Raw genomic sequence first — 23,193 nt, 5'->3', positions numbered from 1 at the left:
CCGCGCGGATCAGTATCCGCGCGCCACGGCAAACAGCGCCGCCTGCGTCATCGCCTGGCGCGCCGCGCTGTCCGGGAAGATCGAGAGCGCATCGATAGCCCGCTGAGCGAAATGCCGCGCACGGGCCTTGGTGTCGGCCACGGCGTTGTGCTCGTCGATCAGCGCAATGGCTTCCTCGAGGTCGGAATCCTCCGTCCGATAGCCGCTGATGGCCGCTTTCCAGAACGCGCGTTCGTCTTCGTCACCGCGCGCATAGGCGAGGATTACCGGCAGGGTCATCTTGCCCTCGCGGAAATCATCGCCGCGATCCTTGCCCATGGCGGCTGCGTTGGAATCGTAGTCGAGCGCATCGTCGACAAGTTGGAAGGCGACGCCAAGGTTGCGGCCGTATTCGTCCAGCGCGCGCTCCTGCTCCTCGCCGCATTCGGCTACAACGGCGGCGATCCGGCTGGCCGCTGCAAATAGCGCGGCGGTCTTTGCGCGGATGATGTGGAGGTAGCGCTCCTCGCTCGTGTCGATCTTGCGCTGGGCGGTCAGCTGGTCGACCTCGCCCTCCGCAATAATTGCGCTGGCGCCCGAAAGTATCTTGAGGACCTTGAGGCTGCCATCTTCGGTCATCAGCTCAAAGCTGCGGCTGAAGAGGAAATCGCCGACCAGCACGGTCGCCGGGTTGCCGTAAATGATGTTTGCTGCCGCCTTGCCGCGCCTCAAGTCGCTGCCGTCGACCACATCGTCGTGCAGCAGGGTGGCGGTGTGGATGAACTCCACAGCCGCGGCCAGCTTGTGGTGGCGGGTGCCCGAATAGCCGACCAGCTCCGCCCCGGCGAGCGTGAGCATCGGGCGCAGGCGTTTGCCCCCACCCGAGATCAGGTGACCGGCCAGCGCCGGGATAAGCGGCACTTCGCTCTGCATCCGGTCGAGGATGACCTGGTTGACCTGGTTCATGCCCGATGCCGTGAGAGCCAGCATGGGTTCGATCGAGCCTTCCGGCTCCTTGCGCTTCAGAGGTATTACGTCGGCAGACATTTCGGCTTGGCCATGGTCTTCCCAAGCTTTCTTGGCAAGACGGGATTTCGTGATAGCGTGAGCCCTATGACCGCATCGCAACAGCCCGATCCCGTCCTCGCCGGCTTCCGCAAGAGCATCGACAACATCGATGCTGCGCTGATCCACATGCTGGCCGAACGCTTCCGCATTACGCAGGCCGTGGGCGAGTATAAGGCCAAGGTCACCCTGCCCCCGGCCGATCCGGCCCGTGAGCAGGCCCAGATCGCGAGGCTTCGTCAGCTTGCGGTCGAGAGCGAGCTCGATCCCGAGTTCAGCGAGAAATTCCTGCGCTTCATCATCGATGAAGTCATCCGCCACCACGAACAGGCGGCAGCGCGCTAAACGCTAGTCGAGTTCGACGTCGTCCGCCGCGCGCAGCCAGCGCGCACCGCCCGGCTCGTCATCCAGCAATTCGCTTTCGGCGGCCGCGTTTTGCAGCGCCGCGACATCGTCGGGCATGCAATTGCCCTCCACCATGGTCATGCCCTCGAAGGGATCCTTGGTCACCGCATCATCCATCGACTGGGTTTCGCCCTCCTTGTCGGTCGGGCCGCACACCATGAGCCAGGTCGAAATCGCGGTAATGTATCCGGCTGCATCGGTCTCGGTAGGCCGCAGGGCGAGGTAGAGGTAATTCGGAGCGGCCGGGTTGAGCTGGCGCATCTCGTCCGGCATCGACACCTGCACCACGGTGGGGTCGCCATCGCCCAGCACAACACTGATGCTGCGCCAGGACTTGTCCTTTTCCTCGTAGGTAAAGAACTTGCCATCAGCCGTCACGATCGCCGGATCAGCGCATTCGGGCCAGGTTTCGGGCGAGGTTGCCGCGTCGTATTCGCAATCGGCCTTCGTCGCATCGACCCAGATTCCCGGTTTCATCATCGGCGAATCGGGCCCGCGGGTGAGCATCGGCTCGTTCGAGACGACCATATTGCAGGCCGACAGCATGGTTGCCCCAAGAGCCGCGATCAGTGTGTGGGATGTCCTCATTGCGCGCTCCTCGGCAGCGTCAGTTTCACCAGCAGGCCGCCCAGATCCTCGCTCGTGTCGAGCGCGACGGTGCCGCCGTAAATCTCGGCCACATCGCGCACGATGGCAAGTCCCAGGCCGGTGCCAGGCTTGCCGGTGTCGAGACGCGCGCCGCGATCGAAGATGCGCGTGCGCTCGCCCTCGGGAATTCCCATGCCGTCATCCTCGATCCAGATGACGCAGTCCTTGGCATCGCGCTCTGCATCGATGGTTACGAACACGCTGCCTCCGCCATACTTGGCCGCGTTCTCGATCAGGTTGCCCAGGATCTCGTCGAGATCCTGCCGCTCGATCGACACCACTGCGGCGCGGTTCCCGTCGAGATCGAAGCGCGTGCGCTCGTAGATGCGGGTGACCGCGCGCAGCACGCTTTCCGCGCTCGGCCAGACCTCGGCCCGTGAATGGCCGGACGCACGGCGCCCCACTGCGCGGGCGCGCGCCAGGTGGTGCTCGACATGGCGTTGCATCGTCTTGGTTTCGCGGCAGACCAGATCGGCCAACTTGGGATCCTGAGCCGTGGCCGCGTTGGTGAGGACGGTCAGCGGTGTCTTGAGCGCATGGGCAAGATTGCCGGCATGGGTGCGCGCCTCTTCCGCCTGCTGCTCGGTATGCGCGAGCAGCGCGTTGATCTCTTCGACCAGCGGTTCGACTTCCAGCGGCAGCGGTTCCTCGATCCGGTTCGCCCCTTCGCTGCGCATGGACTGGATTGCCGCACGCACTCGGCGCAGCGGCGAAAGGCCATACCAGCTCTGCAGCATGGCCATGGCCATCAGGCCTATGCCGAGGACCGCAAAACTCCAGAATAGGATCGAACGGATACGCGCGATCTGGAAATCGAGCTCCCCGCGCGCCGAGGCGACGGTGAAGGTCCAGCGCGTGTCGCTATCGGGGAGGATAACGGTGCGCTCCACGATCCGCAGCGGTTCGCTTCGGAACTGGTTGGAATCGTAGAAATGCGGGTCATTGTCGATGTGATCGCCCTGCACCTGCAGGCTGCGATCCCACAGGCTTCGGCTCGGGAAGGGTTCATGGCCCTGCCCCGTGATCTGCCAGTACACCCCGCTGTTGGGCTCGAGGAATCGCTGGTCGCCGAGTGAGCGGTAGAGCCGCACTTCGCCGTCCATATCGATTTCGGCTGAAGCGATCAGCGCGGTCTGGACGTATTCCAGCTGCTCATCAAAATTGTCCTCGACCAGCCGCACCAGCGTGCGGTCGAGCGCAAAGCCGCCGGCGAGCAGAAGGACACCGATCCACAGCGCCGCGATCGCCATCATGCGGCGAGCGAGGCTGCGCTTGGGAGGCGCGGTGGGCGCGGTTACCGGATCGCCGGCAGGCGCAGCGGCTTCGGGGACATCCCCGACCGCCGGCGCCTCACCGGATGTGTCGTCAGGCGCGCGGCTGGTCGGCGGGGTCGTCGAGGCTGTACCCAAGTCCACGGATCGTCGTGATCACTTCAGCACCCAGCTTCTTGCGGATGCGCGTAACAAAGACCTCGATCGTATTGGAATCGCGGTCGAAATCCTGATCGTAGATATGCTCGATCAGTTCGGTGCGGCTGACCACCTTGCCCTTGTGGTGCATGAGGTAGCTCAGCAGCTTGTATTCCTGCGCGGTCAGCTTGACCGGCTCGCCCTTCAGCGTGACGCGGCCCGAACGTGTGTCGAGACGCACGTCGCCAGCCGTCAGCTCGCTCGAGGTGTTGCCGGATGCACGGCGGATGAGCGCGCGCAGGCGGGCGATGAGTTCTTCGGTCTGGAAGGGTTTGGCGAGATAATCGTCCGCGCCGGCATCGAGCCCGGCGACCTTGTCCGACCAGCTGTCGCGCGCGGTCAGCACGAGGACGGGGAACTTGCGCCCCTCCTTGCGCCACATGCCGAGCACGGTCAGGCCGTCGATCTCGGGCAGGCCGAGGTCGAGGATGACCGCGTCGTAATCCTCGGTGCTGCCGAGAAAGTGGCCGTCCTCGCCATCGGTGGACAGGTCCACCGCATAGCCGTTCTGTTCCAACGTCGATTTAAGCTGCTGGCCGAGCGTGGGCTCGTCCTCGACGATCAGGATCCTCATGAATGTCCGTCCTTGAATTGTGTGTGACGCGTTTCGTTCATGTAGATGAACGCGTCAACCTGAACGGGGTTTCTACGCCCCGCCTCAACGGCTGCGGCGCAGGATCTTGCCCGTGCGAGCATCGACATCGACATACATCACGCGGCCATCCTTGATGAACTTCAGGCGGTAGGCCATCGCGGTCGAATCGTAAGCCGGGCCGAGGTATTCCGCCCCGCGCATGCTCGGCAGGACGCGGGCCTCGATATCGCGCAGCTGCAGGATGTTGCCCGCGCTCATCTCGCGCCGCGCTTCGCCCTGTTCGGAGCGACGCTGGGCAAAGCCGGGCTCGGCCATGATTGGACCGGCGACCAGCCCGAGGGCGAGTAGAGAGGCAAAGAGGCGTTTCATAGTGCGTACGTGCCTAGCCGCGGGGCATTGAACAAGATGTGAATGTTCGCAATGCCCCGCGTTCAGCCTAGCGGGTCATCTCGAAGGTGAGAGCGATCCCGACGCCCGTTGCCACGACACCGGGAGCAACCGGGGGCGGAGGAGGAGGCGCAGCCGTGCGCACGGCCGAGGCCATCATCACCTCGTTTTGCGGCATTGGCCCACTCGTGCCGCGGATCGCTTCCGACACCTGCAGCAGGCGCACGCCGGTATAGCCGGAGAGCCGGGCGTATTCCTCGGCCTGCTCGCGCCCGCGTTCGAGCGCGTTGCGCCGGGCGACCGCCTTGGCCTCGGTGTCGTCCGAGATCGAGAAATAGGGTCCGTTTATATTGGTCGCGCCCGCCCCGACCATGGCATCCAGCACCTCGCCTACCTTGTCGATCTGGCGCAGCTTCACGGTCAGCTGGTTGCTGGCCTGGTAGCCTGTGAAGCGCGGGGTCTGACCGCTGCGATAATCATATTGCGGGTTGAGGTTGATGCGCGCGGTCTGGATATCGCGCTCGGCCACACCGAGTGCGCGGATCAGGGCGATCAGGCGCTCCGTCTCCGCAGAATTGCGGCGCAAGGCTTCCACCGCTGTGGGTGCGGTGGTCTGAACCCCGGTGGAGACGGTTGCCATGTCGGGCTCCACCTCGATCTGTTCGTAGACCGACAGTTCGATGACCGGGTTCTGCGCCGCGATCTGGACCTCGGCCGCCTGCGCCACAGGGGTCACGAGCGCGGCTGCAGCCAGCAGGGGAATTGCGTAACGGATCATGGGCTTGCTCCTCAAATCTCACGGGCCTTGTCGGCTCCCCTGCTTTACGCCTTGCTGAACGGACATGTTCCCGCTTGCCCTGTGCGCCCGCTTGCCGCTAGCCCTCGTGCCCTGACAGGGGGGAATGCATGAAAGCCTGGAAACTCGCACTCGCCGCGCTTGCCGCAATGGGCGCGCAGCCGCTTGCCGCTGCGATGGAGCGCGTGCCGGATCGCGCCGCCGGCGAAGGCGAAGGGCCGTTCGGCAAGCTGATCATTCGCGGCGCTACCGTAGTCGAGGGCACCGGAGCCCCGCCCGCAGGCCCGATCGATATCGTGGTCGAAGGCAACCGGATCACCGCGCTTTACCCCGGTGCGGCCCCGGCGAACGAAATCCAGTCCGCCCAGCGCGTCGTCGATGCGAGCGGGATGTATGTCCTGCCCGGTTTCGTCGACACGCACGGCCACAACGGCGATCCGTCCAAGGCGCCGCAGCCCTCCTACGGCTACAAGCTCTGGCTCGCCCATGGCGTTACCACCGTGCGCGGCGTGAGCTTCTATTTCGGCCCGGGCACGCCCGACATCTCTGACATGCGGCGCAGCGCGGCCAACACTATCGTAGCGCCGCGCCTCATCCCCTACGCCGTCTTCGGCGACAAATGGGGCGGCGGCACGCCCGACACCCCGGCACGGGCGCGCGAATGGGTCCGCTGGGCGAAGGCTCAGGGCTATTGGGGGATCAAGTTCTTCAACTCGGCCACGCCCGATGTGCTCACCGCCGCATTAGATGAAGCGGAAAAGCAGCAGATGGGCACGGTTGCCCACCTCGCGCAGACCGGCGTTGCAGAAGTCAACGCGAGCAAGGCGGTGAACAGCGGCCTTGACGGTATCACCCACTTCTACGGCCATTTCGAGAGCCTGCTGAAGGATGGGCTCCCCTACTACCCCGAAGACTACAATTACTTCGACGAGCAATCGCGTTTCGGCTGGGTCGCGCGGCTTGCCCCGCAGGCGGTCGAGCCGGGCAGCGAAAAGTGGGAAGCCTATGTCGACCAGCTGATCGAAAGCGGCGTCACGCTCAGCCCGACCTTCAACATCTATTCCGCCAGCCGCGACGTAATGGCCGCCCGCACCCGCGACTGGCACGCGACATATTCGCTGCCCTCGCTGATGGATTTCTACGCGCCGAGCGCGACCAATCACGGCAGCTACTACAAGGACTGGACGAGCGAGGACGAGACCGCCTGGCGCAATTTCTACGCCAAGTGGTTCAAGCTTACGAAGGACTTCCACGATCGGGGCGGGCGTGTCACCGCCGGGTCTGATCCGGGCTACATCTACCAGACCTGGGGCTTCGCCTATATCGGCGAGCTCGAGATGCTGCGCGAAGCGGGCCTCGCCCCGCTCGCCGTGATCCGCGCCGCGACCATCGACGGCGCACGCGAAATCTACGATCCGCGCGGGGTCGAACCGCCCATGGGCCGCATTGCGGTCGGCCAGCTCGCCGACCTCGTGGTGGTGCCCGAGAACCCGCTGGCGAACCTCAAAGTGCTCTATGGTACCGGCCACACGCGCCTCAACTACCAGACCGGCGCGATCGAGCAGGTCGGCGGGGTGCGCTGGACCATCAAGGACGGCGTGGTTTACGACGCGCCGGCGCTCCTCGCGGACGTCGCGCGCATGGTCGAGCAGCAGCGCGCCGCGCGCTAGGCGCTTGCAGCCGGGGCCGCGCGCGACTACCTCGCGCGGCCTATGGCACAGCCTCCTATCCTCAGCCTCGAAGGCATGGCCCTGCAGCAGGGCGGCAAGTGGCTGTTCGGCGGCCCGGACAACGATCCGCTCGACCTGCATATCGGCCCGCGCGACCGGATCGCGCTGATCGGCCGCAACGGCGTGGGCAAGACCACGCTGTTCCGTATGATCGACGGGCGGATCGAAACCGATGCCGGCACGCGCAAGACCAAGCCGGCCATGCGCATCGTGCTGCTCGAACAGGACCCGGACCTCACCGGATACGCCACGCTGATGGACTGGGCGCTCGACGGCGAGCACGCGCCGCAGGAGCACGAGGTCGAGGCCATTGCCGGCCAGCTCGGCATCGACATGAGCCGCGAGACCAAGGGCGCCAGCGGTGGCGAAAAGCGCCGCGCGGCCATCGCCCGCGCGCTGGCGCAGGACCCCGACCTGCTGCTGATGGACGAGCCGACCAACCACCTCGACCTCGGCGCGATCGACTGGCTCGAGGGCTGGCTCGAACGCTACCGCGGCGCCTTCGTGGTCATCAGCCACGACCGGACATTCCTGAAGCGCCTGACCCGCACGACGCTGTGGCTCGACCGCGGCAATCTGCGCCGCAAGGAAGTCGGTTTCGGCGGCTATGAAGCGTGGGAAGAACAGGTCTATGCCGAGGAAGCACGCGCGGCGGAAAAGCTCGACGCGAAACTGAAGCTGGAAGCGCACTGGCTCGAACGCGGCGTGACTGCACGGCGCAAGCGCAATCAGGGGCGGCTCGAAAAGCTGTGGCAGATGCGCGCCCAGCGCGCCTCGATGATTTCGGCGGGCGGAACGGCCAAGCTCAAGCTGGCGACCGAGGAGGACTTCAAGTCGAAGTCGGTCATCGTCGCGCAGGACATCACCAAGTCCTATGGCGACCGCACGATCATCAAGCCCTTCTCCCTGCGCATCCAGCGAGGCGATCGGATCGGTATCGTGGGCGCCAATGGTGCGGGCAAGACGACACTGCTCAAGATGCTCACCGGCGAGCTCGAGCCCGACAGCGGCACGGTGGATATCGCCAAGACGCTGACCGGCGTGATGATCGACCAGCAGCGCCAGCTCCTGACCGCCGACAAGACGGTGCGCCAGGTGCTGGCCGAAGGCGGCGACTGGCTCGACGTGCGCGGCAACCGCAAGCATGTGCAGGCCTATCTCAAGGACTTCCTGTTCGACCCGAAGATCGTCGACATGAAGGTCGCGGTGCTTTCGGGCGGTGAACGCTCGCGCCTGCTGCTCGCGCGCGAGTTTGCCAAGGCTTCCAATCTCCTCGTGCTGGACGAGCCGACCAACGACCTAGACCTCGAGACGCTCGACCTGCTGCAGGAGGTCATCGCCGACTACGAAGGTACCGTGCTGATCGTCAGCCACGACCGCGACTTCCTCGACCGGACGGTGACCATCACGCTCGGCCTCGACGGCACGGGCAAGGTCGATGTGGTCGCCGGCGGCTACGAAGACTGGGAGGCCAAGCGCCAGAAGCCGATCGAAGGCAAGGCGAAGGCCGGCAAGGCCGAGGGCAAACCCGCCCCGCCCCCGCCGCCTGCGCCCAAGTCTTCCAAGCTCTCCTACAAGGACCAGCGCGATTACGAGCTGCTGCCCGCGCGGATCGAGGAGCTCGAGGCGGCGATTGCCAAGGGCGAGGCGATCCTGTCGGACCCCCAACTCTACACTTCCGATCCACAGCGTTTTGCCAATATCTCCAAGGGGTTGGAGAACGCCCGCGCCGAGAAGGACGCGGCCGAGGAGCGCTGGCTGGAGCTGGCCGAACTCGTCGAGGCGTGAGCGATAGCGCCGGTCTCGCTGCCGAGATCGCGGCCTGCACAACCTGCACGGCGCACCTGCCCCACGGCGTTCGTCCCGTCGTCCAGTTCTCGCCCACGGCGCGGCTGCTCATTATCGGGCAGGCGCCCGGCTCCAAGGTCCATGAAAGCGGCGTGCCGTGGGACGATGCCAGCGGCGACCGGCTGCGCGAGTGGACCGGGCTGACCAAGGCGCAAATGTACGATCCGGCGCGCGTGGCGCTGGTCCCGATGGGCTTCTGCTACCCGGGCAAGGCGAGCGGCGGTGACAAGCCGCCGCGCCCCGAATGCGCCCCCCGGTGGCACGCCCGCGTGCTCGACACCCTGCCCGCGGACCGGCTGACCCTGCTCGTCGGCACCTACGCGCAGGCGCATTACCTGCCCGAATCCCGCAAGCTGTCGCTGACCGAGCGGGTGCGCGGCTATCGCGATCACCTGCCGCGCGTCTTGCCCTTGCCGCATCCGGCCTGGCGATCGGCGATCTGGATGCGCAAGAACCCCTGGTTCGAAGCCGAGGTGCTGCCCGCCCTGCGTGAGGCAATCCTTCAGGTGATGCGGTAGAAACCCGCGACCCGGTCGAGCGCGAGCTTCAGCACCAGCTTGCCGCTCCGGACCGGCCATTCGAGCGCTTTCTCCGCTGCGGGCAGTCCTTCACCCGCGCAGGCAACCCGCCAGAGGATGTCGGACAGGCCCGGCCCTGCCTCGGCCATCGCTCCGTCGAACCGCGCCTTTGCCGCGATCTGACGTTCCGACGCCGTGAGGCCATGGTCCCGCCCGCCGCCGCCATCGACGCGCACCGGGTCCCAGCGCATGGTGATCGAAGGCGCCATGTTCGCCCGCTCGTAATCCGCGCGCAGCCGTTCGCCCGCGTCGAACTGCCGGTCGGTCAGGTGACCACGCGCGTGCAGCCAAGTGAGAGGACTTTCGGCGAGATTGACCGTCACGCTGCGCCGCTTCGGCGCGGCACCTGCACTGCGGCGCGGGCCTTCCTCCGTCAGTTCGCGTTCGACGAGTTTGCGCATGCTCGATTCTCCTGTGGCTGGGAGAATGGGCTTGCCAAGGTGGCTCACATGTAGGAAAGTGAAAAACCAAATCGGTTATCTTTGGGGAGTAGACCGAGTGATCAACCGCATCCGCGCCATACGCAAGCAGAAGGGGATGACGCTCGCCGATCTTGCCGAAGCCTGCGATCCGCCTACCACGCCGCAGACCGTGGGCCGGCTGGAAACGGGCATGCGCAATCTCTCGCTCAAATGGATGGAGCGCATCGGCGCCGCGCTCGATGTCGACCCGGAAACGCTGGTGCGCAGCGAGAGGGCCGACAATCCGCAGATCGTCGCCACGCTGGCCAAGGACGGGCCCGAAGCCCTCGCCTCCCCGCGCGAAGCGATCCTTTCCACCAATCTCGGCGGTGCCGGCGCGCTGATGGTGCTCGAAATCAACTATCCCCACGGCGAATACCGGCAGGGAGACCAGCTCTGGCTGCGCCAGCTCGCGCCCGATGATGCCGCACGCGCGATCAACCGCGACGTGCTTGTGCCGAAGAAAGGCGGACGTTTCGCCTTCGGGCGGCTGATCGACCGGCAGGGCGACCTCCTCGGCATCCTGCCCCCGGGCCAGGGCCAGAAGCAGGATGTGATCAAGGACGCACCGTGGATCGCCGTCGCCGAGATGCTGGTGCGCACGCTATGAGCGCGGCCAAGACCAAGCGCGTCCTGTCGCTTTCCACGCTGTTCCCCAATTCCGCCCATCCGCGCTTCGGGATTTTCGTCGCCAAGTCGCTCGAGGCGCTGCAGGCCGAGACAGACTGGGACGTAACCGTGGTCAATCCCATCGGCCTGCCGCCGGTGACCATCGGCCGCTACAAGGCGCTCGCCGAGGCAGCGAAGGACAGTCGTGAGTTCGGCCTCACCGTCCATCGCCCGGTGTTCCGCCTTCTGCCCAAGATCGGCGGGCGGCTAAACCCGCACATGATCGCGCGGGCCGTCCTGCCGCTGGTGCGGCGGCTCCACGCAGAGCAGCCCTTCGATGTGATCGACGCGCAATTCTTCTACCCCGACGGTCCGGCTGCTGCGATCATCGCGCGCGAGCTTGGTCTGCCCTTTTCGGTCAAGGCGCGCGGGGCGGACATTCATCACTGGGGCGCACGCGGATACGGGCGCGAGGCGCTGCTCAAGACCGCTGAGGAGGCCGCCGGTGTCCTTGCCGTGTGCGGCGCGTTGGCCGACGATATGGAAACGCTGGGCATGGATCGTGGGAAAATCACGGTCCACTACACCGGGCTCGATCACGACCTGTTTCGCCCGCTCGAGCATGGCGGGCTTCGCGCCAAGCTGGCCGAGACGTTCGACGTGCCGATCGCGCCCGGCGAGACCTTGCTTGCCACGGTCGGCGCGCTGATCGAGCGCAAGGGCCAGGCCTATGTCATCAAGACCCTGCCCGACCTGCCCGATGCCCGCCTGTTGCTGGTCGGCAAGGGTGAGGACGAAGCCAGCCTGAAGGCGCTGTCAAAGGACATCGGCGTTGCCGACCGGGTCCACTTCCTCGGCAGCCTTGCCCCGACAATGCTGCCCCCGATCCTGAGCGCGGCGGACGCCATGGTGCTGCCGTCGGCCAGCGAAGGCCTTGCCAACGCCTGGATCGAGGCGCTGGCCTGCGGGACGCCGATTGTCATCACCGATGCGGGCGGCGCGCGCGAGGTCGTCACCTCACCCGATGCCGGCGTGATCGTGGGCCGCAATTGCCGCGCTCTTCGCGAAGGCATCGAACTCGTGACTGGCCGCCCGCGCCCTGCTCAGGACGTAGCCGCCACGGTTTCACGCTTCAGCTGGTCGGCGAACGGCAAGGCGCTCGCCGAGCATTTCGACAGCTTAATCTGAGAAGACGCTGTCCCCTGCAGGAGGGTCAGGACATCCGCCCTGACCCTTACCTACACCAGCCCGCGGGCCTTCTTTTCCTGCTGATCCAGCACGGTTTCAGTCGGCACGAAGCTGTCGCTCGTCACACCGAGCCAGACGAGGATCGGCGCGGCCATGTAGACCGAGCTGTAGGTACCCACGAACAGGCCGAGCGTGATGCCCGCCACCATGCCGAAGAGGCTGGCGGGGCCGAACAGCAGCAGCGGCAGCAGGGCGACGAACAGCGTGAGCGAGGTCATCACGGTACGCGCCAGCGTCTCGTTGACCGACAGGTCGAGCAGCTCGGGCAGCGGCATCTTGCGGAACTTTTTCAGGTTCTCGCGGATGCGGTCGTAGACCACGATTGTGTCGTTCAGCGAATAGCCGATGATGGCGAGAATCGCGGCGATGATCTGCAGGCTGAATTCGAGCTGGAACAGCGCGAACATGCCAAGCGTCAGGCTGACGTCGTGGAACAGCGCGAACAGCGCGCCCACGCCGAATTGCCATTCGAAGCGGATCCAGATGTAAAGCGCGATAGCCGCCATTGCCGCAAGCAAGGCATAGAGCGCGGTCTGGCGGAATTCGCCCGAGACCTTGCCCGACACGTTGTCGTTTCCGTCGAGGCGGAAGTCGGAATACTCGGCCTGCAAGGCGCGGACGATCTCGTTCGCCGCTTCCTGAGCGGCTTCCTTGTCGGCCGATATCTCATCGGACAGGCGCACTCGGATCGAGACCTGGTTGTCCTCGCCAAAGCGCTGGACGACCGGACTGCCGTAGCCAAGCGCTTCGACCTGGCTGCGCAGCTCTGTGACCGGCGCCTCTTCACTCTGGGTGAAGGTCGCACGCACTTCGAGGCCGCCGGCGAAATCGACGCCGTAGTTGAGCCCCTTGGTGGCCACCAGCGCCCAGCTCGCCGCGATCAGCAGGATGCTTACCACGAAGAACGGCACGCGCCATTTGAGGAATTTGATGTTGGTGTCGTCGGGGACGAGCTTGAGCAGTTTCATCGGTCCCGTCTCCTTACAGCGTGATGTCTTTGGGCTTGGCCGTGCGCAGCCATCCGGCGACCCACATGCGGGTCAGCGTAACAGCGGTGAATACGCTGGTGAACAGGCCGATCACCAGCACCACCGCAAAGCCGCGGACCGGGCCGCTGCCGAACAGGAACAGCAGCACGCCGGCGATGAAGTTGGTGATGTTGGCGTCGTAAATCGCGCGGCTCGCTTCCTTGTAGCCGTTCTCGACCGCCGCGATCACTCGCCGCCCGCGCTTTCGCTCTTCGCGTATGCGTTCGTTGATCAGCACGTTGGCGTCCACCGCCGCACCGATCGTCAGCACGAAGCCCGCGATCCCGGGCAGCGTCAGCGTGGTGTTGAGCGCGGCCATGATGCCGAGCAGCATGGCCACGTTGATGACCAGCGCGACCGTGGCATAGACACCGAAGCGGCCATAGCTCGCGATCATAAGCACGATGACCAGCGCCGAGCCGACCGCCATGGCCAGCATGCCGCGCTTGATCGAATCCGCGCCGAGGTCGGGACCGACCGTGCGCTCCTCGATCACCGCAAGGTCGACCGGCAGCGCGCCCGAACGCAGCGAAATCGCCAGCGCGTTCGCCGCTTCCACCGTGAAGCCGCCCGAAATCTGCGCCGACCCGCCACGGATCGGCTCGTTGATGTTGGGTGCCGACAGCACCTGCCCGTCAAGGATGATGGCGAAAGGCTTGCCGACATTGTCGGTCGTCAGCTTGGCAAAGCGGCGCCCGCCGTCGGTGTCGAACTGGATGTTGACCACCGGCTCGTTGGTCTGCGGATCGAAGCTCTGCTGAGCGCCGGTGAGGTTGTCACCGCGGATACCGCCCAAGCGGCGCACGGCGAGCGAGTTGCCGGCGAAATCGCTGGTTTCCGCGTAGGGGAAGATTTCCGAACCCGGAGGGGCAAGGCCCTGCTGAACATCACTCGGCAGCGCGTTCTGGTCGACCAGCTTGAATTCGAGCTTGGCGGTCTGGCCCAGCAGCGCTTTCAGCTGCTCGGGATCCTGCAGGCCGGGGACCTGCACCACGATACGCGTATCGCCCTGGCGGATGATGGTCGGCTCGCGCGTGCCCAGTTCGTCGATACGCTTGCGCACGACTTCGGTGGCGCTTTCCATCGCGTCGCTGACCGCCTGGTCGATACCCTCGGCGGTCGGGGTGAGGATCATGCGGTTGCCGTCTTCGACCGTCAGGTCCCACTCGCGCACGAGGCCGTTGCCGTTGATCGAGGGCAGCATGAGTTCGCGCGCCCGGTCGACCTGGCTGGGATCGTCGAGGATGAAGCTGAGGCGACCGCCGCGGGTCGACACGTCGCCGATGCGGATACGCGGTTCGGCGCGGCGCATCAGGCCGCGCACGTTCTCTTCCATGTTCTCGAGCCGCTGGCTGGCGACCTGCGAAGCGTCGGCTTCGAGCAGGATATGGCTGCCGCCGGCAAGGTCGAGGCCTAGGTTGACCATCGGCTGGGGCAGCGCATCGGGCCAGCGCACGCTGGTGGCCGACAGCAGCGAAGGCAGCGCGGCAAACACGCACAGGCCGGTAATCAGCCAGAGCCAGACCTTACGCCAGGTGGGGAAATCGAGCATGGAAGACGGTGTCCCTTGAACCGAAATGCGGGTCTTAGTCGTTCGCGGCCGGCTTGCTGCGCGAGGACAGCACTTCACCGATCGTGTTGCGGACGGCCTTCACGGTCATGCCCTTGGCGATCTCGACATGGACGAAATGCTCTTCGACCTTGGTGATCTTGCCGACGAGGCCGCCTGCGGTCACGACTTCGTCGCCCTTGTTGAGGCCGGCCACACGCTCGCGGTGCTCCTTCTGCTGACGCATTTGCGGGCGCAGGATGAGGAACCAGAGAATGAGCAGCATGCCCAGCGGCAGGATCCAGCCCGTCCAGGCGGGCGGTTCGGCTGCGGCACCGGCGGCGGCAAGGATATCGATCATCGTTCGGGATACCTGTGAGATAAAAGTGTCTGCAAGAAGTCCCGCAATTGGGTGCGCCGAGCGCGCTGTTCAAGCCACGCCGACCCCTCCCGACCACGAAAGTGCGGCGCGGTTAGCAGCAATGCGTGACCGGGGCAACGAAATGGGTGCGATGCGCGCTTGCCATGCACAGGAGTGCGCCCTATAGGGCCGCCTCCACTGGTTTCGGGATGTAGCGCAGCCTGGTAGCGCACCATACTGGGGGTGTGGGGGTCGCTGGTTCGAATCCAGTCATCCCGACCAGTGGTTTTCCCTTGCTATCGGTGTCGAGCGCGCCCGCCTTGCAGCGGACCAAGACAGCCGCCCCAAGCGCAATTCCTGCCGGAAGCGCGACCAGCATAGGTGCTTCCTGAACCATCCGGCACCCCCAAAAAAAGGTTAATTTGCGATTATGTCGCCCCAGGCGACAGGGCGCAGACGTGAACGCTGTTTTTCAAATATTTACAGCATCTTAATACGGATACTTATGACAATTTATTACGAAGTTAGCCCTCTGCCGCGCTAACTTCTGCCTGCATCGCCGACTCCCTCGCACATCGTTGGATTCCTGCGATTTTCTCGCGCGATCTTAAAGGTTCGATAACCATGTCCGTTTAGTGCGCCGGGCATGACCTACGCATTTTCACGTATTTCACGTTTCTCGGCCGCAGCGATTGCCGGGGTTTCCTTCGTACACGCCCCCCTCGCCCACGCAGGCGGTGTGAGCGCCGGGACCCTGATCGAGAACACCGCCTCCGCCTCTTACGAAGGCGGGTCCGGAACCGTCACGGTGCCTTCCAACACGGTATCGGTCAAGGTGGATGAGCTGCTCGACGTAACCGTGACATCGCTCGATTCCGGGCCGGTGACGACGGCGCCTGGCTCGGAAGTGCTGACCTTTGAAATCACCAACACGGGCAATGGCCCCGAAGCCTACACGCTGACGGCGAATCCGGCCGTCGCGGGCAACGATTTCGACACGACGATCGACGGTATCGCCGTCGATACGAACGGCAACGGCACCTACGATCCGGGGGTCGACGAAATCCTCACCGGACCGGAAACAACCTCCGAACTCGACGCCGACGAAAGCCTTACCGTATTCGTCCTCGTGACCGTGCCTTCCGGGGTATCGGACACCGACTCCAGCGATGTCGATCTTCTGGCGGAAGCCGTCACCGGAACGGGGGCGCCAGGGACCGTCTTCGCCGGACAGGGCACCGACAGCAGCGACGCCATCGTCGGCGCGACGGGGGCGGACGCCAACTCAGCGGGGTCGCTGGTCGTTTCGATCACCGACGTCGATCTGACCAAGTCGGCCAGCGTGCTCGATCCCTTCGGAGGGACTGGCATCGTGCCCGGCGCGACCATCACCTACACCATCGTCGCCGAAGTGACCGGCAGCGGTTCTGTGACCGATCTGGTCGTCACGGACGCCGCACCCGACGACACCACTTACGTCGCCGGCACGCTGACGCTGGACGGCGCAGCCCTGACCGATGCGAGCGACACCGACGAAGGCGAGGCCGATGCGATCGGAATTACGGTCGATCTCGGCATGGTCGCCGGCGGCACGACCCACACGGTCACCTTCGACGTAACCATCGACTGATTGTTAACTTTAAGCGCAATGGAATTGTAAAATGGCATTTTTTGCAAAACTCTTCGCACCGTTTCTAGCCTTGGCGGCGACCGCTGCGCCGCTGGCGGCGCAGGATTCCGCCATGACCCTCAAGGGCGACGTGATGCTGGAGCAGACAGTCGCCGACGAGACCGGAAACACCACCGTCCGGCTGGTCGAACCGAACACCATCGTACCGGGCGACCGGTTGGTGTTCGGCACGGAGTATGCCAACACCAGCGCCGAGACGGTCGAGAATTTCGTCGTGACCAATCCGCTTCCCGCCGCCGTCCGGCTGGCGGAAGATGCGTCCGCAGACCTGATCGTCTCGGTCGATGGCGGCTCCGACTGGGGCCAACTCTCGCAGCTTTCGGTGATGGGCGAAGACGGCACGAGCCGTCCCGCCTCGCACGCCGACGTCACTCATGTCCGCTGGACACTCGCCCGGGTCGCAGCCGGCGAGACCGGACGCTTGGAATACCCGGCCGTCATTCGCTGATCGGTCCGGTTTAGCCGCCAGGCCTTGCGGGCGGAAGGGGAAACGCAGGGCATCGTGAAAGGAAACAGAAAATGAAACGCTCCAAGCAATTGCTGGGCGCGGTCAGCAGCACTGCGCTCATTGCCTTCAGCGCCAGCCCGGCGTTCGCTGCCGGTACAACGGCTGGCAATTCGATTACCAACAACGTGTCGGTGTCCTTCGATGTCGGCGGCGTGACGCAGACCGCGGTGACCGATTCGGATACCTTCACGGTCGACCGCGCCATCGATGTCGTGGTGGACTTTGCTGGCACTGGCAACACGTCGGTCTCGCCGGGTGAAAGCGACGTCGAGCTGGCCTTCGATGTGACCAACTCGTCGAACGATGTCCTCGACTTCAACCTGGCCGCCGCGCTTAACGCGGGCACTTCGGCCAACATCGCGAACTTCGAAATCTATCTCGATAGCGATGGCGACCGCACGCTGAGCGCCGCCGAACTGGCAGCCGGCCCGATCACCTCGCTCGACGATGTGGCCGCCGACGAAACGGTCGAAGTCATCGTCATCGCCGACATTGGCCTGGGCGCAGGCGATGGCGACACATTCGACGTCGTGCTGACCGCAACGGCCCTCGACAGCGCGGGCACCGCCCTTACGCAGAACACGGGGGCCAACACCGCCGGTGAGGACACGGTCTTTATCGACGGAGCCGGCACGACCGACAGCAACCGCGACGCCGCCTTCTCCGACGTCGGCACCTATGAAGTAGCCGGTGCGCAGATGTCGGTCGCCAAGTCGAGCAGCATCATCTCGGACCCGGTCAACGGCACCACCAATCCGAAAGCCATCCCTGGCGCAACGATCGAGTACTGCATCGTCGTGTCCAACGCTGCTGGCGCTGCCACGGCGACCGATGTTGCCGTGAACGACGTTCTGCCGGCCGATGTCAGCTACCTGTCGAGCTTCGGCATCTACGTAGACGGCGATGGCAGCTGCGCGAGCGGATCGCGGGGCGACACCGGCGGAACGCCGACCGCTTCCTACAACAGCACGGATCATGAGATCGATGCGGCCCTGAGCGATGTCGCGGCCTCCGGCCAGCGTTCGGTCTATTTCCGCGTAACGATCGACTGATCGACACAGCTTCCTTCCGAAAGCTGTGAGTTTCCGCTTTCCTTTCCGGCTTTTGGCAGCAGCGCTCTTCGTAGCGTTGCTGCCGATTGTCGTGTCTGGCGCGGAAACCCGTGCGCAAACGGTCGACAACATCGCGCAAGCCAGCTGGACCTTCGACGGCAAAGAATACTCCGGCGTTTCCAACCTGGTGTCGCTCGAAATCGATCGCACCGATCCCATAATAACCGTCTATCGCCCTACCCCCGGCCCCGGGACGGGCATTGCTTACCGCCCTCCCCTGTGTGGGCCGGACAGCGATCCGCTGGCCGGGGCACTCGCGCAGGCACCGGCATCGCAGACCGGTGCTGCGCAGACGGGGCTCGACCCAAGTCGCATCGTCACGGCCGTGGTGGAAAACGCGGACAAAGTGGCACCGGGCGGGTCAATCGTCTTCGAAGTCATCGTGCACCCCGCCAATGTCGATCCCGAGGCCATCGACCGGCTGGACGTGACGATCCGCAGCAGCGCGGGTGACCGCGAAAAGCTGACCATTTTCGAGACGGGCGAGAACACGGGCACCTTTGTGGGCCAGATCGTGACCCACCGCACGCCTCCTGCACCCACGGAGCTCGATTGCCGCCTCGGGGTGATCGATGGCGGGACCATCGATATCGAAGTTTCGCCGCCGGGCAGCCCGCGCATTATCATCAGCGCCAACGTGAACGTCCTGGCCGACCCTTTCGGGGTCGTCTTCGACAGCGAAACGGGGGAAGAAGTCGACGGCGCGCGCGTGACCCTGGTCGATGCGGTGACCGGCCAGCCGGCCACGGTGTTCGCGGAAGACGGCCAGACCGCCTGGCCGTCCTCGGTCATCTCCGGACAGCCGATCACGGACGGGGCAGGCAACGCCTACCCCATGAACGCCGGGGAGTTCTGGTTCCCACTGACGGCTCTTGGCGGCTACCGCCTGGTCGTCGAACCACCCGCACCCTATTCGGCCCCCTCCGTCGCGACGCCGCAGCAGCTCGAGACGGTACTGCGACCGGACGGGACGGACTATGTCGTCACCGCCGGTTCGTTCGGTGATCGCTTCGACCTTGTCGACCAGACCCCGCTCCGGATCGACATTCCGGTCGACCGCCCGGGCCTGACCGTCAACCTTACCAAAACAGCCTCTCGCGCCTCGGCCGAACCCGGCGATGTTGTCTTTTACACGATCACGGCGCGCAACGTGGACAGCCGCGCCAAGCGGGACGTGGTGCTCGTCGATACGCCGTCGCGCTGGCTGCGCCTGCGCCGCGACACCGTGCGCATCGACGGCGAGCCTGCCGGCGACGCTGCCACCCCATCGGCGGACGGGCGCACGCTCACCATCGCGCTCGGCGATATCGAGGCGGGCCAGGCCCGCAAAGTCACTTATGCCATGCTGGTGCGGCCCGATGCGCCTCCGGGTGATGCGGAAAACCGTGCTACCGCGCGCGATTCCCTCGGCCGGGAGACAACGACGGGCACCAGTGTCGAGATCGAGCGTGAGGCTATTGCCAACCGCATGACGATCATCGGCCGCGTGACCGCAGGTGACTGCTCGCAGACCGCCGGCCGCGTGGGCATCCCCGGCGTGCGCGTCATGCTGGAAGACGGCAGCTTCGCGCTGACCGATGCGGAGGGACGCTATCATTTCGAGGGTGTCGTACCCGGCACGCACGTCGTCCAGGCCTCGCCCATGACGCTGCCAGAAGGCGGCCGCTTCGTGGACTGCCACCGCGACACACGCAGCGCCGGCAGCGCCATCTCGCGCTTCGTCATCGGCCAGGGCGGCTCGCTTGCTGTCGCCGATTTCCACGCCCGCATCCCCGCCGACGCTCTGCCCGCCATCGAGCAGAGCAAGCCGCTCGATGACTCCAATCCGGAAGGCCCCACCCGCGAGACGGCCGCCCCCGAGGCAGACCGCGCTCCTGCGACCACCGACTGGATTGCCATGGGAGACGGCGAGGACGGCTTCCTGACGCCGGAAATCGGCCACAACCCGCGCGCGCCTGCCGTTCGCGTGGCCATCCGCCACCGCAAGGGCCAGAAGGTAGTGCTGCGTGTCGATGGCGAAGAAGTCAGCGGACTGAATTTCGAGGGTACGCGCGAGCCGGAAAAGGGTCGCTACGCGGTCAGCCTGTGGCGCGGCGTCCCGCTGGAAAACGCGCGCACCGTTCTCAGCGCCGATGTCATCAACAGCTTCGGCGAAGTCGGCAAGACGTTCGAGCGCGAAGTGTTCTTCACGACCCAACCCGCCAAGGTCGAACTGGTCCCCGAACTTTCCAACCTCGTCGCCGACGGGCGCACGCGGCCGGTGATCGCCGTGCGTGTTCTCGACCGCAACAACCGCCCGCTTCGCGAAGGCGTGGCCGGCGAGTTTACCCTGAGCGCGCCTTACCAGAGCGCCGAACAGCTCGAGCGCCAGCAGCTCAGCCAGCTAACTGGCCTCGCCCCGGCCTCGGCCCGCTGGACCGTCAAGGGCAACGACGGCATCGCGCTTATCGAACTCGCACCGACCATGGTCAGCGGCTCGCTGCGGCTGACCTTCCGGTTCAATGATGGCGAGATCCAGCGCGAGCAGCAGTTGGAAGGCTGGATCGAGCCCGGCGATATCGAATGGACGGTAATCGGCCTCGTGGAAGGGTCCGTTGGTGCACGCACGGTGGCCGACGCGATGGAGCGCGATGGGCGCTTCGACAGCGATCTTGGCGACGAGGCACGCGTGGCGCTCTACGCCAAGGGCCGCGTGCTCGGAAAGTACCTCGTCACCCTCGCCTACGACAGCGCCAAGCAGGCCGACGACCAGCGCATTCTCGGCACGCTCGATCCCGATGCCTACTACACGGTCTTCGGCGATGGCTCGAGCCGCCGGTTCGACGCCGCATCGCGCGAAAAACTCTATGTCCGCATCGAAACCGCGACCTTCTACGCCCTCTACGGCGATTTCGAGACCGGTTTCGACCAGACCCGGCTTGGCCGCTACAACCGGACCGCCACCGGCGTGAAGGCCGAAGCGCGGCTCGGCAAGGTCCGCGCGCAGGGCTTTGCCGCCGAAATCGCCACGCGTTTCCGGCGCGACGAAATCCAGGGCGCGGGCATTACCGGCCCCTACGCGCTTTCGAGCCGCGCCATCGTCGCCAACAGTGAACAGGTCACGCTGGAAGTGCGTGACCGCTTCCGTTCGGAGATCATCGTCTCCAGCCGCGAGCTGGTGCGCTTTATTGACTACGATATTGACCTGCTCTCGGGCACCATCACCTTCAAGCAGCCGATCCTGAGCCGCGATTTCGACCTCAACCCGCAGTTCATCGTGGTCGAATACGAAGTCGACAGCCTCGCCGACGGCAAGCTCAACGCAGGCCTCCGCGCCGAGTGGTCGAGCAAGGGCGACGCCTTCCGCGTCGGCGCGACGGCCGTCACCGACAAGGGCGACGGTGCGCGCACCACCATGGGCGTGATCGACGTTCGCGCGCGTGTTGGCAGCCACACCGAGATCCGCGGCGAAGTGGCCGCCAGCCGCCGCAGCGGGACGGTTTCGACCGGATGGCTGGTCGAAGCCCAGCACCAGACCGGTTCGCTCGATATCATCGCCTACGCCCGTTCGCTCGACGCCGACTACGGGGTAGGCCAGCAGAACGGTGCCGAACTCGGTCGCCGCAAGCTGGGCGTCGATTCGCGCCTCAAGCTGAACGACAAACTCTCGGTCGTTGCCAGCCTGTGGCAGGACGACAGCCGCACCGACCCCGGTCGCCGCCGGGCAGCGCAGGTCCAGCTGGGCTACACGACGCAAAAGACCGATCTGCGGATCGGCATCAGCCACTTCAACGATCGCCTCGCCGATGGTTCGCGCAACAGCTCGACCGTCCTCGAAGGCGGCGTCACCCAGCGCCTGTTCGACAACAAGCTCGAACTGAGCGCCTCGACCAGCATCGCGCTGGACCAGGCGGAATCGGTCGATCTTCCGGCTCGTCATCGCTTCGGCGCGCGCTTTGCGCTGACGGAAAGCGTGCGACTGATCGGCGTCTACGAGATCGCCGACGGAGCCGACATCGACGCGCGGACGATCAAGGCCGGCTTCGAAATCACCCCATGGACCGGCGCCAAGGCAGTGACCACGCTTGGCAAGCAGGACATTGGCGAGGCGGGCAACCGATCCTTCGCCGCTTTCGGCCTCAGCCAGTCCTTCGCGATCTCGCAGAACCTTACCGTGGACGCCACTCTGGACGGCAACCGCACCCTTGGAGGCGGTGGCCCCACCAGCGATATCGTCAACCCCGCGCAGCCCGTCGCCAGCGGCGGCCAGTTCGGTCCGGGCGGCACGGCGTTCGAGGATTTCACCGCGGCAACACTCGGCCTTGCCTGGCGCAAGGACCGCTGGAGCGCGACCGCCCGCGCCGAGTACCGCGACGGCGAATTCGCCGACCGCAAGGGCGTGACCGTCGGCGCGATCCGCCAGCTCGGCGAAGGCAGCATTGTCGGCAGCGGTTTCACCTGGACCGAGGCCAAGGCCGAAAACGGCACACGCACCGAAATCGCCGATGCGGCGATCGCGCTGGCGCATCGTCCCGCCGGAGCGGCCTTTGCCTTTCTCGGCAAGCTCGAATTCCGCAGCGACACGGTGACCGGCGCGGTAGCGGGCGAAACCGGGCCTGCCGGGCGCACCGCGCTGCTGGTCGATGGCGATGCGAGCTCGCGCCGACTGATCGGCAGCCTCTCCACCAATTTCTCGCCGAACGGCCGCGATGCCAATGATCGCCTGGTCCGCCGGCACGAATTTGGCCTCTTCCTCGGCGTACGGCACAATTTCGACCAGTTCGAGGGCTTCGATTACGCGGCGACCACGCTGATGGCCGGTCTCGATGCGAAGATCGGCCTCGGCGAGCGCTTCGAAATCGGGGCACGCGGCACCGTCCGCACGGGGATCGAAGACGGCGTGACCAGATTCGCCTTCGGACCGCATATCGGTTTTGCTCCAAGCAAAGATGCGCTGGTAACCGTCGGCTACAACATCGACGGTTTCCGCGACGAGGATTTCTCGGCCGCGCGCGAAACGGACAAGGGCTTCTTCGCTTCGGTGCGTATCAAGTTCGATGCCGGAAGTTTCGGCTTCCTTGGTTTGAGCCGGCATTAAGCCGGTGCTACCCATCTCCTTCAACCTAACCGGCTGTTAACCATGTTTTT

The 23,193-nt window shown here is 65.3% G+C and carries 20 protein-coding genes and 1 tRNA gene; 11 read left to right on the top strand and 10 right to left on the bottom strand.

All coding sequences use genetic code 11. The annotated features are described in order from the left end of the window. Positions 1-9: 9 nt before the first annotated feature. Entirely contained in the window at positions 10-1,026 is a 1,017-nt protein-coding gene (locus KUV82_RS06280; RefSeq protein ID WP_219956014.1) for a polyprenyl synthetase family protein, read from the bottom strand. 66 nt (positions 1,027-1,092) lie between these two features. On the opposite strand from KUV82_RS06280, the gene KUV82_RS06275 reads away from it, so the two are divergent. Further along, a complete protein-coding gene (locus KUV82_RS06275; RefSeq protein WP_219956013.1) occupies positions 1,093-1,389 on the top strand; it encodes a chorismate mutase in 297 nt (98 codons plus the stop codon). Between the two features lie 3 nt (positions 1,390-1,392). Here KUV82_RS06275 and KUV82_RS06270 read toward each other — a convergent pair whose 3' ends face one another. The 5 genes from KUV82_RS06270 to KUV82_RS06250 all read right to left on the bottom strand — a co-directional run bounded on the left by KUV82_RS06270 (position 1,393) and on the right by KUV82_RS06250 (position 5,326). After that, positions 1,393-2,037, bottom strand: coding sequence for a hypothetical protein (locus tag KUV82_RS06270; RefSeq protein WP_219956012.1), 645 nt, complete (start codon positions 2,035-2,037; stop codon positions 1,393-1,395). Continuing rightward, positions 2,034-3,512 (bottom strand): sensor histidine kinase, encoded by a 1,479-nt coding sequence (locus KUV82_RS06265; RefSeq protein WP_375541240.1) that lies wholly within the window; start codon positions 3,510-3,512, stop codon positions 2,034-2,036. Before KUV82_RS06265 ends, KUV82_RS06270 begins: the two co-directional genes overlap by 4 nt. Continuing rightward, complete coding sequence (locus KUV82_RS06260; RefSeq protein ID WP_115416396.1) at positions 3,463-4,140, bottom strand: response regulator transcription factor; 678 nt, start codon at positions 4,138-4,140, stop codon at positions 3,463-3,465. Before KUV82_RS06260 ends, KUV82_RS06265 begins: the two co-directional genes overlap by 50 nt. An 84-nt stretch (positions 4,141-4,224) precedes the next feature. Then, complete coding sequence (locus KUV82_RS06255) at positions 4,225-4,530, bottom strand: PepSY domain-containing protein (protein ID WP_219956011.1); 306 nt, start codon at positions 4,528-4,530, stop codon at positions 4,225-4,227. 67 nt (positions 4,531-4,597) lie between these two features. Then, a complete protein-coding gene (locus KUV82_RS06250; RefSeq protein WP_219956010.1) occupies positions 4,598-5,326 on the bottom strand; it encodes an SIMPL domain-containing protein in 729 nt (242 codons plus the stop codon). A gap of 128 nt (positions 5,327-5,454) precedes the next feature. Here KUV82_RS06250 and KUV82_RS06245 point away from each other — a divergent pair, with 128 nt between their 5' ends. The 3 genes from KUV82_RS06245 to KUV82_RS06235 are packed head-to-tail and all read left to right on the top strand — an operon-like array spanning position 5,455 to position 9,440. Beyond that, a complete protein-coding gene (locus tag KUV82_RS06245; RefSeq protein ID WP_219956009.1) occupies positions 5,455-7,014 on the top strand; it encodes an amidohydrolase family protein in 1,560 nt (519 codons plus the stop codon). Between the two features lie 42 nt (positions 7,015-7,056). Then, positions 7,057-8,862 (top strand): ABC-F family ATP-binding cassette domain-containing protein, encoded by a 1,806-nt coding sequence (locus tag KUV82_RS06240; protein ID WP_219956008.1) that lies wholly within the window; start codon positions 7,057-7,059, stop codon positions 8,860-8,862. Continuing rightward, a complete protein-coding gene (locus KUV82_RS06235) occupies positions 8,859-9,440 on the top strand; it encodes a uracil-DNA glycosylase family protein (RefSeq protein WP_258319867.1) in 582 nt (193 codons plus the stop codon). The genes KUV82_RS06240 and KUV82_RS06235 overlap by 4 nt, the downstream gene beginning before the upstream one ends. Here KUV82_RS06235 and KUV82_RS06230 read toward each other — a convergent pair. Then, complete coding sequence (locus KUV82_RS06230; protein ID WP_219956007.1) at positions 9,425-9,901, bottom strand: DUF6456 domain-containing protein; 477 nt, start codon at positions 9,899-9,901, stop codon at positions 9,425-9,427. The genes KUV82_RS06235 and KUV82_RS06230 overlap by 16 nt on opposite strands. A gap of 97 nt (positions 9,902-9,998) precedes the next feature. On the opposite strand from KUV82_RS06230, the gene KUV82_RS06225 reads away from it, so the two are divergent. Then, complete coding sequence (locus KUV82_RS06225) at positions 9,999-10,571, top strand: helix-turn-helix domain-containing protein (protein ID WP_219956006.1); 573 nt, start codon at positions 9,999-10,001, stop codon at positions 10,569-10,571. Further along, positions 10,568-11,758, top strand: coding sequence for a glycosyltransferase (locus KUV82_RS06220; protein WP_219956005.1), 1,191 nt, complete (start codon positions 10,568-10,570; stop codon positions 11,756-11,758). The genes KUV82_RS06225 and KUV82_RS06220 overlap by 4 nt, the downstream gene beginning before the upstream one ends. A gap of 50 nt (positions 11,759-11,808) precedes the next feature. Here KUV82_RS06220 and secF read toward each other — a convergent pair whose 3' ends face one another. From secF to yajC, 3 genes are read right to left on the bottom strand one after another with little or no spacing between them, the layout of a single operon-like run. Beyond that, positions 11,809-12,786, bottom strand: a complete 978-nt coding sequence (gene secF, locus KUV82_RS06215) for a protein translocase subunit SecF (RefSeq protein WP_219956004.1) — start codon at positions 12,784-12,786, stop codon at positions 11,809-11,811. Between the two features lie 13 nt (positions 12,787-12,799). After that, positions 12,800-14,398, bottom strand: a complete 1,599-nt coding sequence (secD, locus tag KUV82_RS06210) for a protein translocase subunit SecD (RefSeq protein ID WP_219956003.1) — start codon at positions 14,396-14,398, stop codon at positions 12,800-12,802. A gap of 34 nt (positions 14,399-14,432) precedes the next feature. After that, on the bottom strand, positions 14,433-14,756 hold the full coding sequence (gene yajC, locus KUV82_RS06205; RefSeq protein WP_219956002.1) for a preprotein translocase subunit YajC: 324 nt from the start codon (positions 14,754-14,756) through the stop codon (positions 14,433-14,435). Between the two features lie 205 nt (positions 14,757-14,961). Here yajC and KUV82_RS06200 point away from each other — a divergent pair. The 5 genes from KUV82_RS06200 to KUV82_RS06180 all read left to right on the top strand — a co-directional run bounded on the left by KUV82_RS06200 (position 14,962) and on the right by KUV82_RS06180 (position 23,143). Beyond that, positions 14,962-15,038: transfer RNA gene (locus KUV82_RS06200), tRNA-Pro, on the top strand. Between the two features lie 364 nt (positions 15,039-15,402). After that, a complete protein-coding gene (locus KUV82_RS06195) occupies positions 15,403-16,386 on the top strand; it encodes a hypothetical protein (RefSeq protein ID WP_219956001.1) in 984 nt (327 codons plus the stop codon). A 31-nt stretch (positions 16,387-16,417) separates the two neighbouring features. Further along, positions 16,418-16,894, top strand: coding sequence for a hypothetical protein (locus KUV82_RS06190; RefSeq protein ID WP_219956000.1), 477 nt, complete (start codon positions 16,418-16,420; stop codon positions 16,892-16,894). A gap of 71 nt (positions 16,895-16,965) precedes the next feature. After that, on the top strand, positions 16,966-18,006 hold the full coding sequence (locus KUV82_RS06185; protein ID WP_219955999.1) for a DUF11 domain-containing protein: 1,041 nt from the start codon (positions 16,966-16,968) through the stop codon (positions 18,004-18,006). 91 nt (positions 18,007-18,097) lie between these two features. Continuing rightward, entirely contained in the window at positions 18,098-23,143 is a 5,046-nt protein-coding gene (locus KUV82_RS06180; protein ID WP_258319866.1) for a hypothetical protein, read from the top strand. Positions 23,144-23,193: the final 50 nt, after the last annotated feature.

It is taken from the genome of Qipengyuania flava, from assembly GCF_019448255.1.
Lineage (GTDB): Bacteria > Pseudomonadota > Alphaproteobacteria > Sphingomonadales > Sphingomonadaceae > Qipengyuania > Qipengyuania flava_A.
The sequence above is the reverse complement of the archived record's forward strand: the minus strand, read 5'-3'. Positions and strand labels throughout refer to the sequence as shown.

Excerpts from the sequence above, each read along its gene's own strand:
- yajC (WP_219956002.1), bottom strand. The coding sequence starts at position 14,756 with ATGATCGATATCCTTGCCGCCGCCGGTGCCGCAGCCGAACCGCCCGCC.
- secD (WP_219956003.1), bottom strand. The coding sequence starts at position 14,398 with ATGCTCGATTTCCCCACCTGGCGTAAGGTCTGGCTCTGGCTGATTACC.
- KUV82_RS06260 (WP_115416396.1), bottom strand. The coding sequence starts at position 4,140 with ATGAGGATCCTGATCGTCGAGGACGAGCCCACGCTCGGCCAGCAGCTT.
- KUV82_RS06245 (WP_219956009.1), top strand. The coding sequence starts at position 5,455 with ATGAAAGCCTGGAAACTCGCACTCGCCGCGCTTGCCGCAATGGGCGCG.
- KUV82_RS06185 (WP_219955999.1), top strand. The coding sequence starts at position 16,966 with ATGAAACGCTCCAAGCAATTGCTGGGCGCGGTCAGCAGCACTGCGCTC.
- KUV82_RS06275 (WP_219956013.1), top strand. The coding sequence starts at position 1,093 with ATGACCGCATCGCAACAGCCCGATCCCGTCCTCGCCGGCTTCCGCAAG.
- KUV82_RS06195 (WP_219956001.1), top strand. The coding sequence starts at position 15,403 with ATGACCTACGCATTTTCACGTATTTCACGTTTCTCGGCCGCAGCGATT.
- KUV82_RS06190 (WP_219956000.1), top strand. The coding sequence starts at position 16,418 with ATGGCATTTTTTGCAAAACTCTTCGCACCGTTTCTAGCCTTGGCGGCG.
- secF (WP_219956004.1), bottom strand. The coding sequence starts at position 12,786 with ATGAAACTGCTCAAGCTCGTCCCCGACGACACCAACATCAAATTCCTC.
- KUV82_RS06255 (WP_219956011.1), bottom strand. The coding sequence starts at position 4,530 with ATGAAACGCCTCTTTGCCTCTCTACTCGCCCTCGGGCTGGTCGCCGGT.
- KUV82_RS06240 (WP_219956008.1), top strand. The coding sequence starts at position 7,057 with ATGGCACAGCCTCCTATCCTCAGCCTCGAAGGCATGGCCCTGCAGCAG.
- KUV82_RS06270 (WP_219956012.1), bottom strand. The coding sequence starts at position 2,037 with ATGAGGACATCCCACACACTGATCGCGGCTCTTGGGGCAACCATGCTG.
- KUV82_RS06230 (WP_219956007.1), bottom strand. The coding sequence starts at position 9,901 with ATGCGCAAACTCGTCGAACGCGAACTGACGGAGGAAGGCCCGCGCCGC.
- KUV82_RS06250 (WP_219956010.1), bottom strand. The coding sequence starts at position 5,326 with ATGATCCGTTACGCAATTCCCCTGCTGGCTGCAGCCGCGCTCGTGACC.
- KUV82_RS06220 (WP_219956005.1), top strand. The coding sequence starts at position 10,568 with ATGAGCGCGGCCAAGACCAAGCGCGTCCTGTCGCTTTCCACGCTGTTC.
- KUV82_RS06280 (WP_219956014.1), bottom strand. The coding sequence starts at position 1,026 with ATGTCTGCCGACGTAATACCTCTGAAGCGCAAGGAGCCGGAAGGCTCG.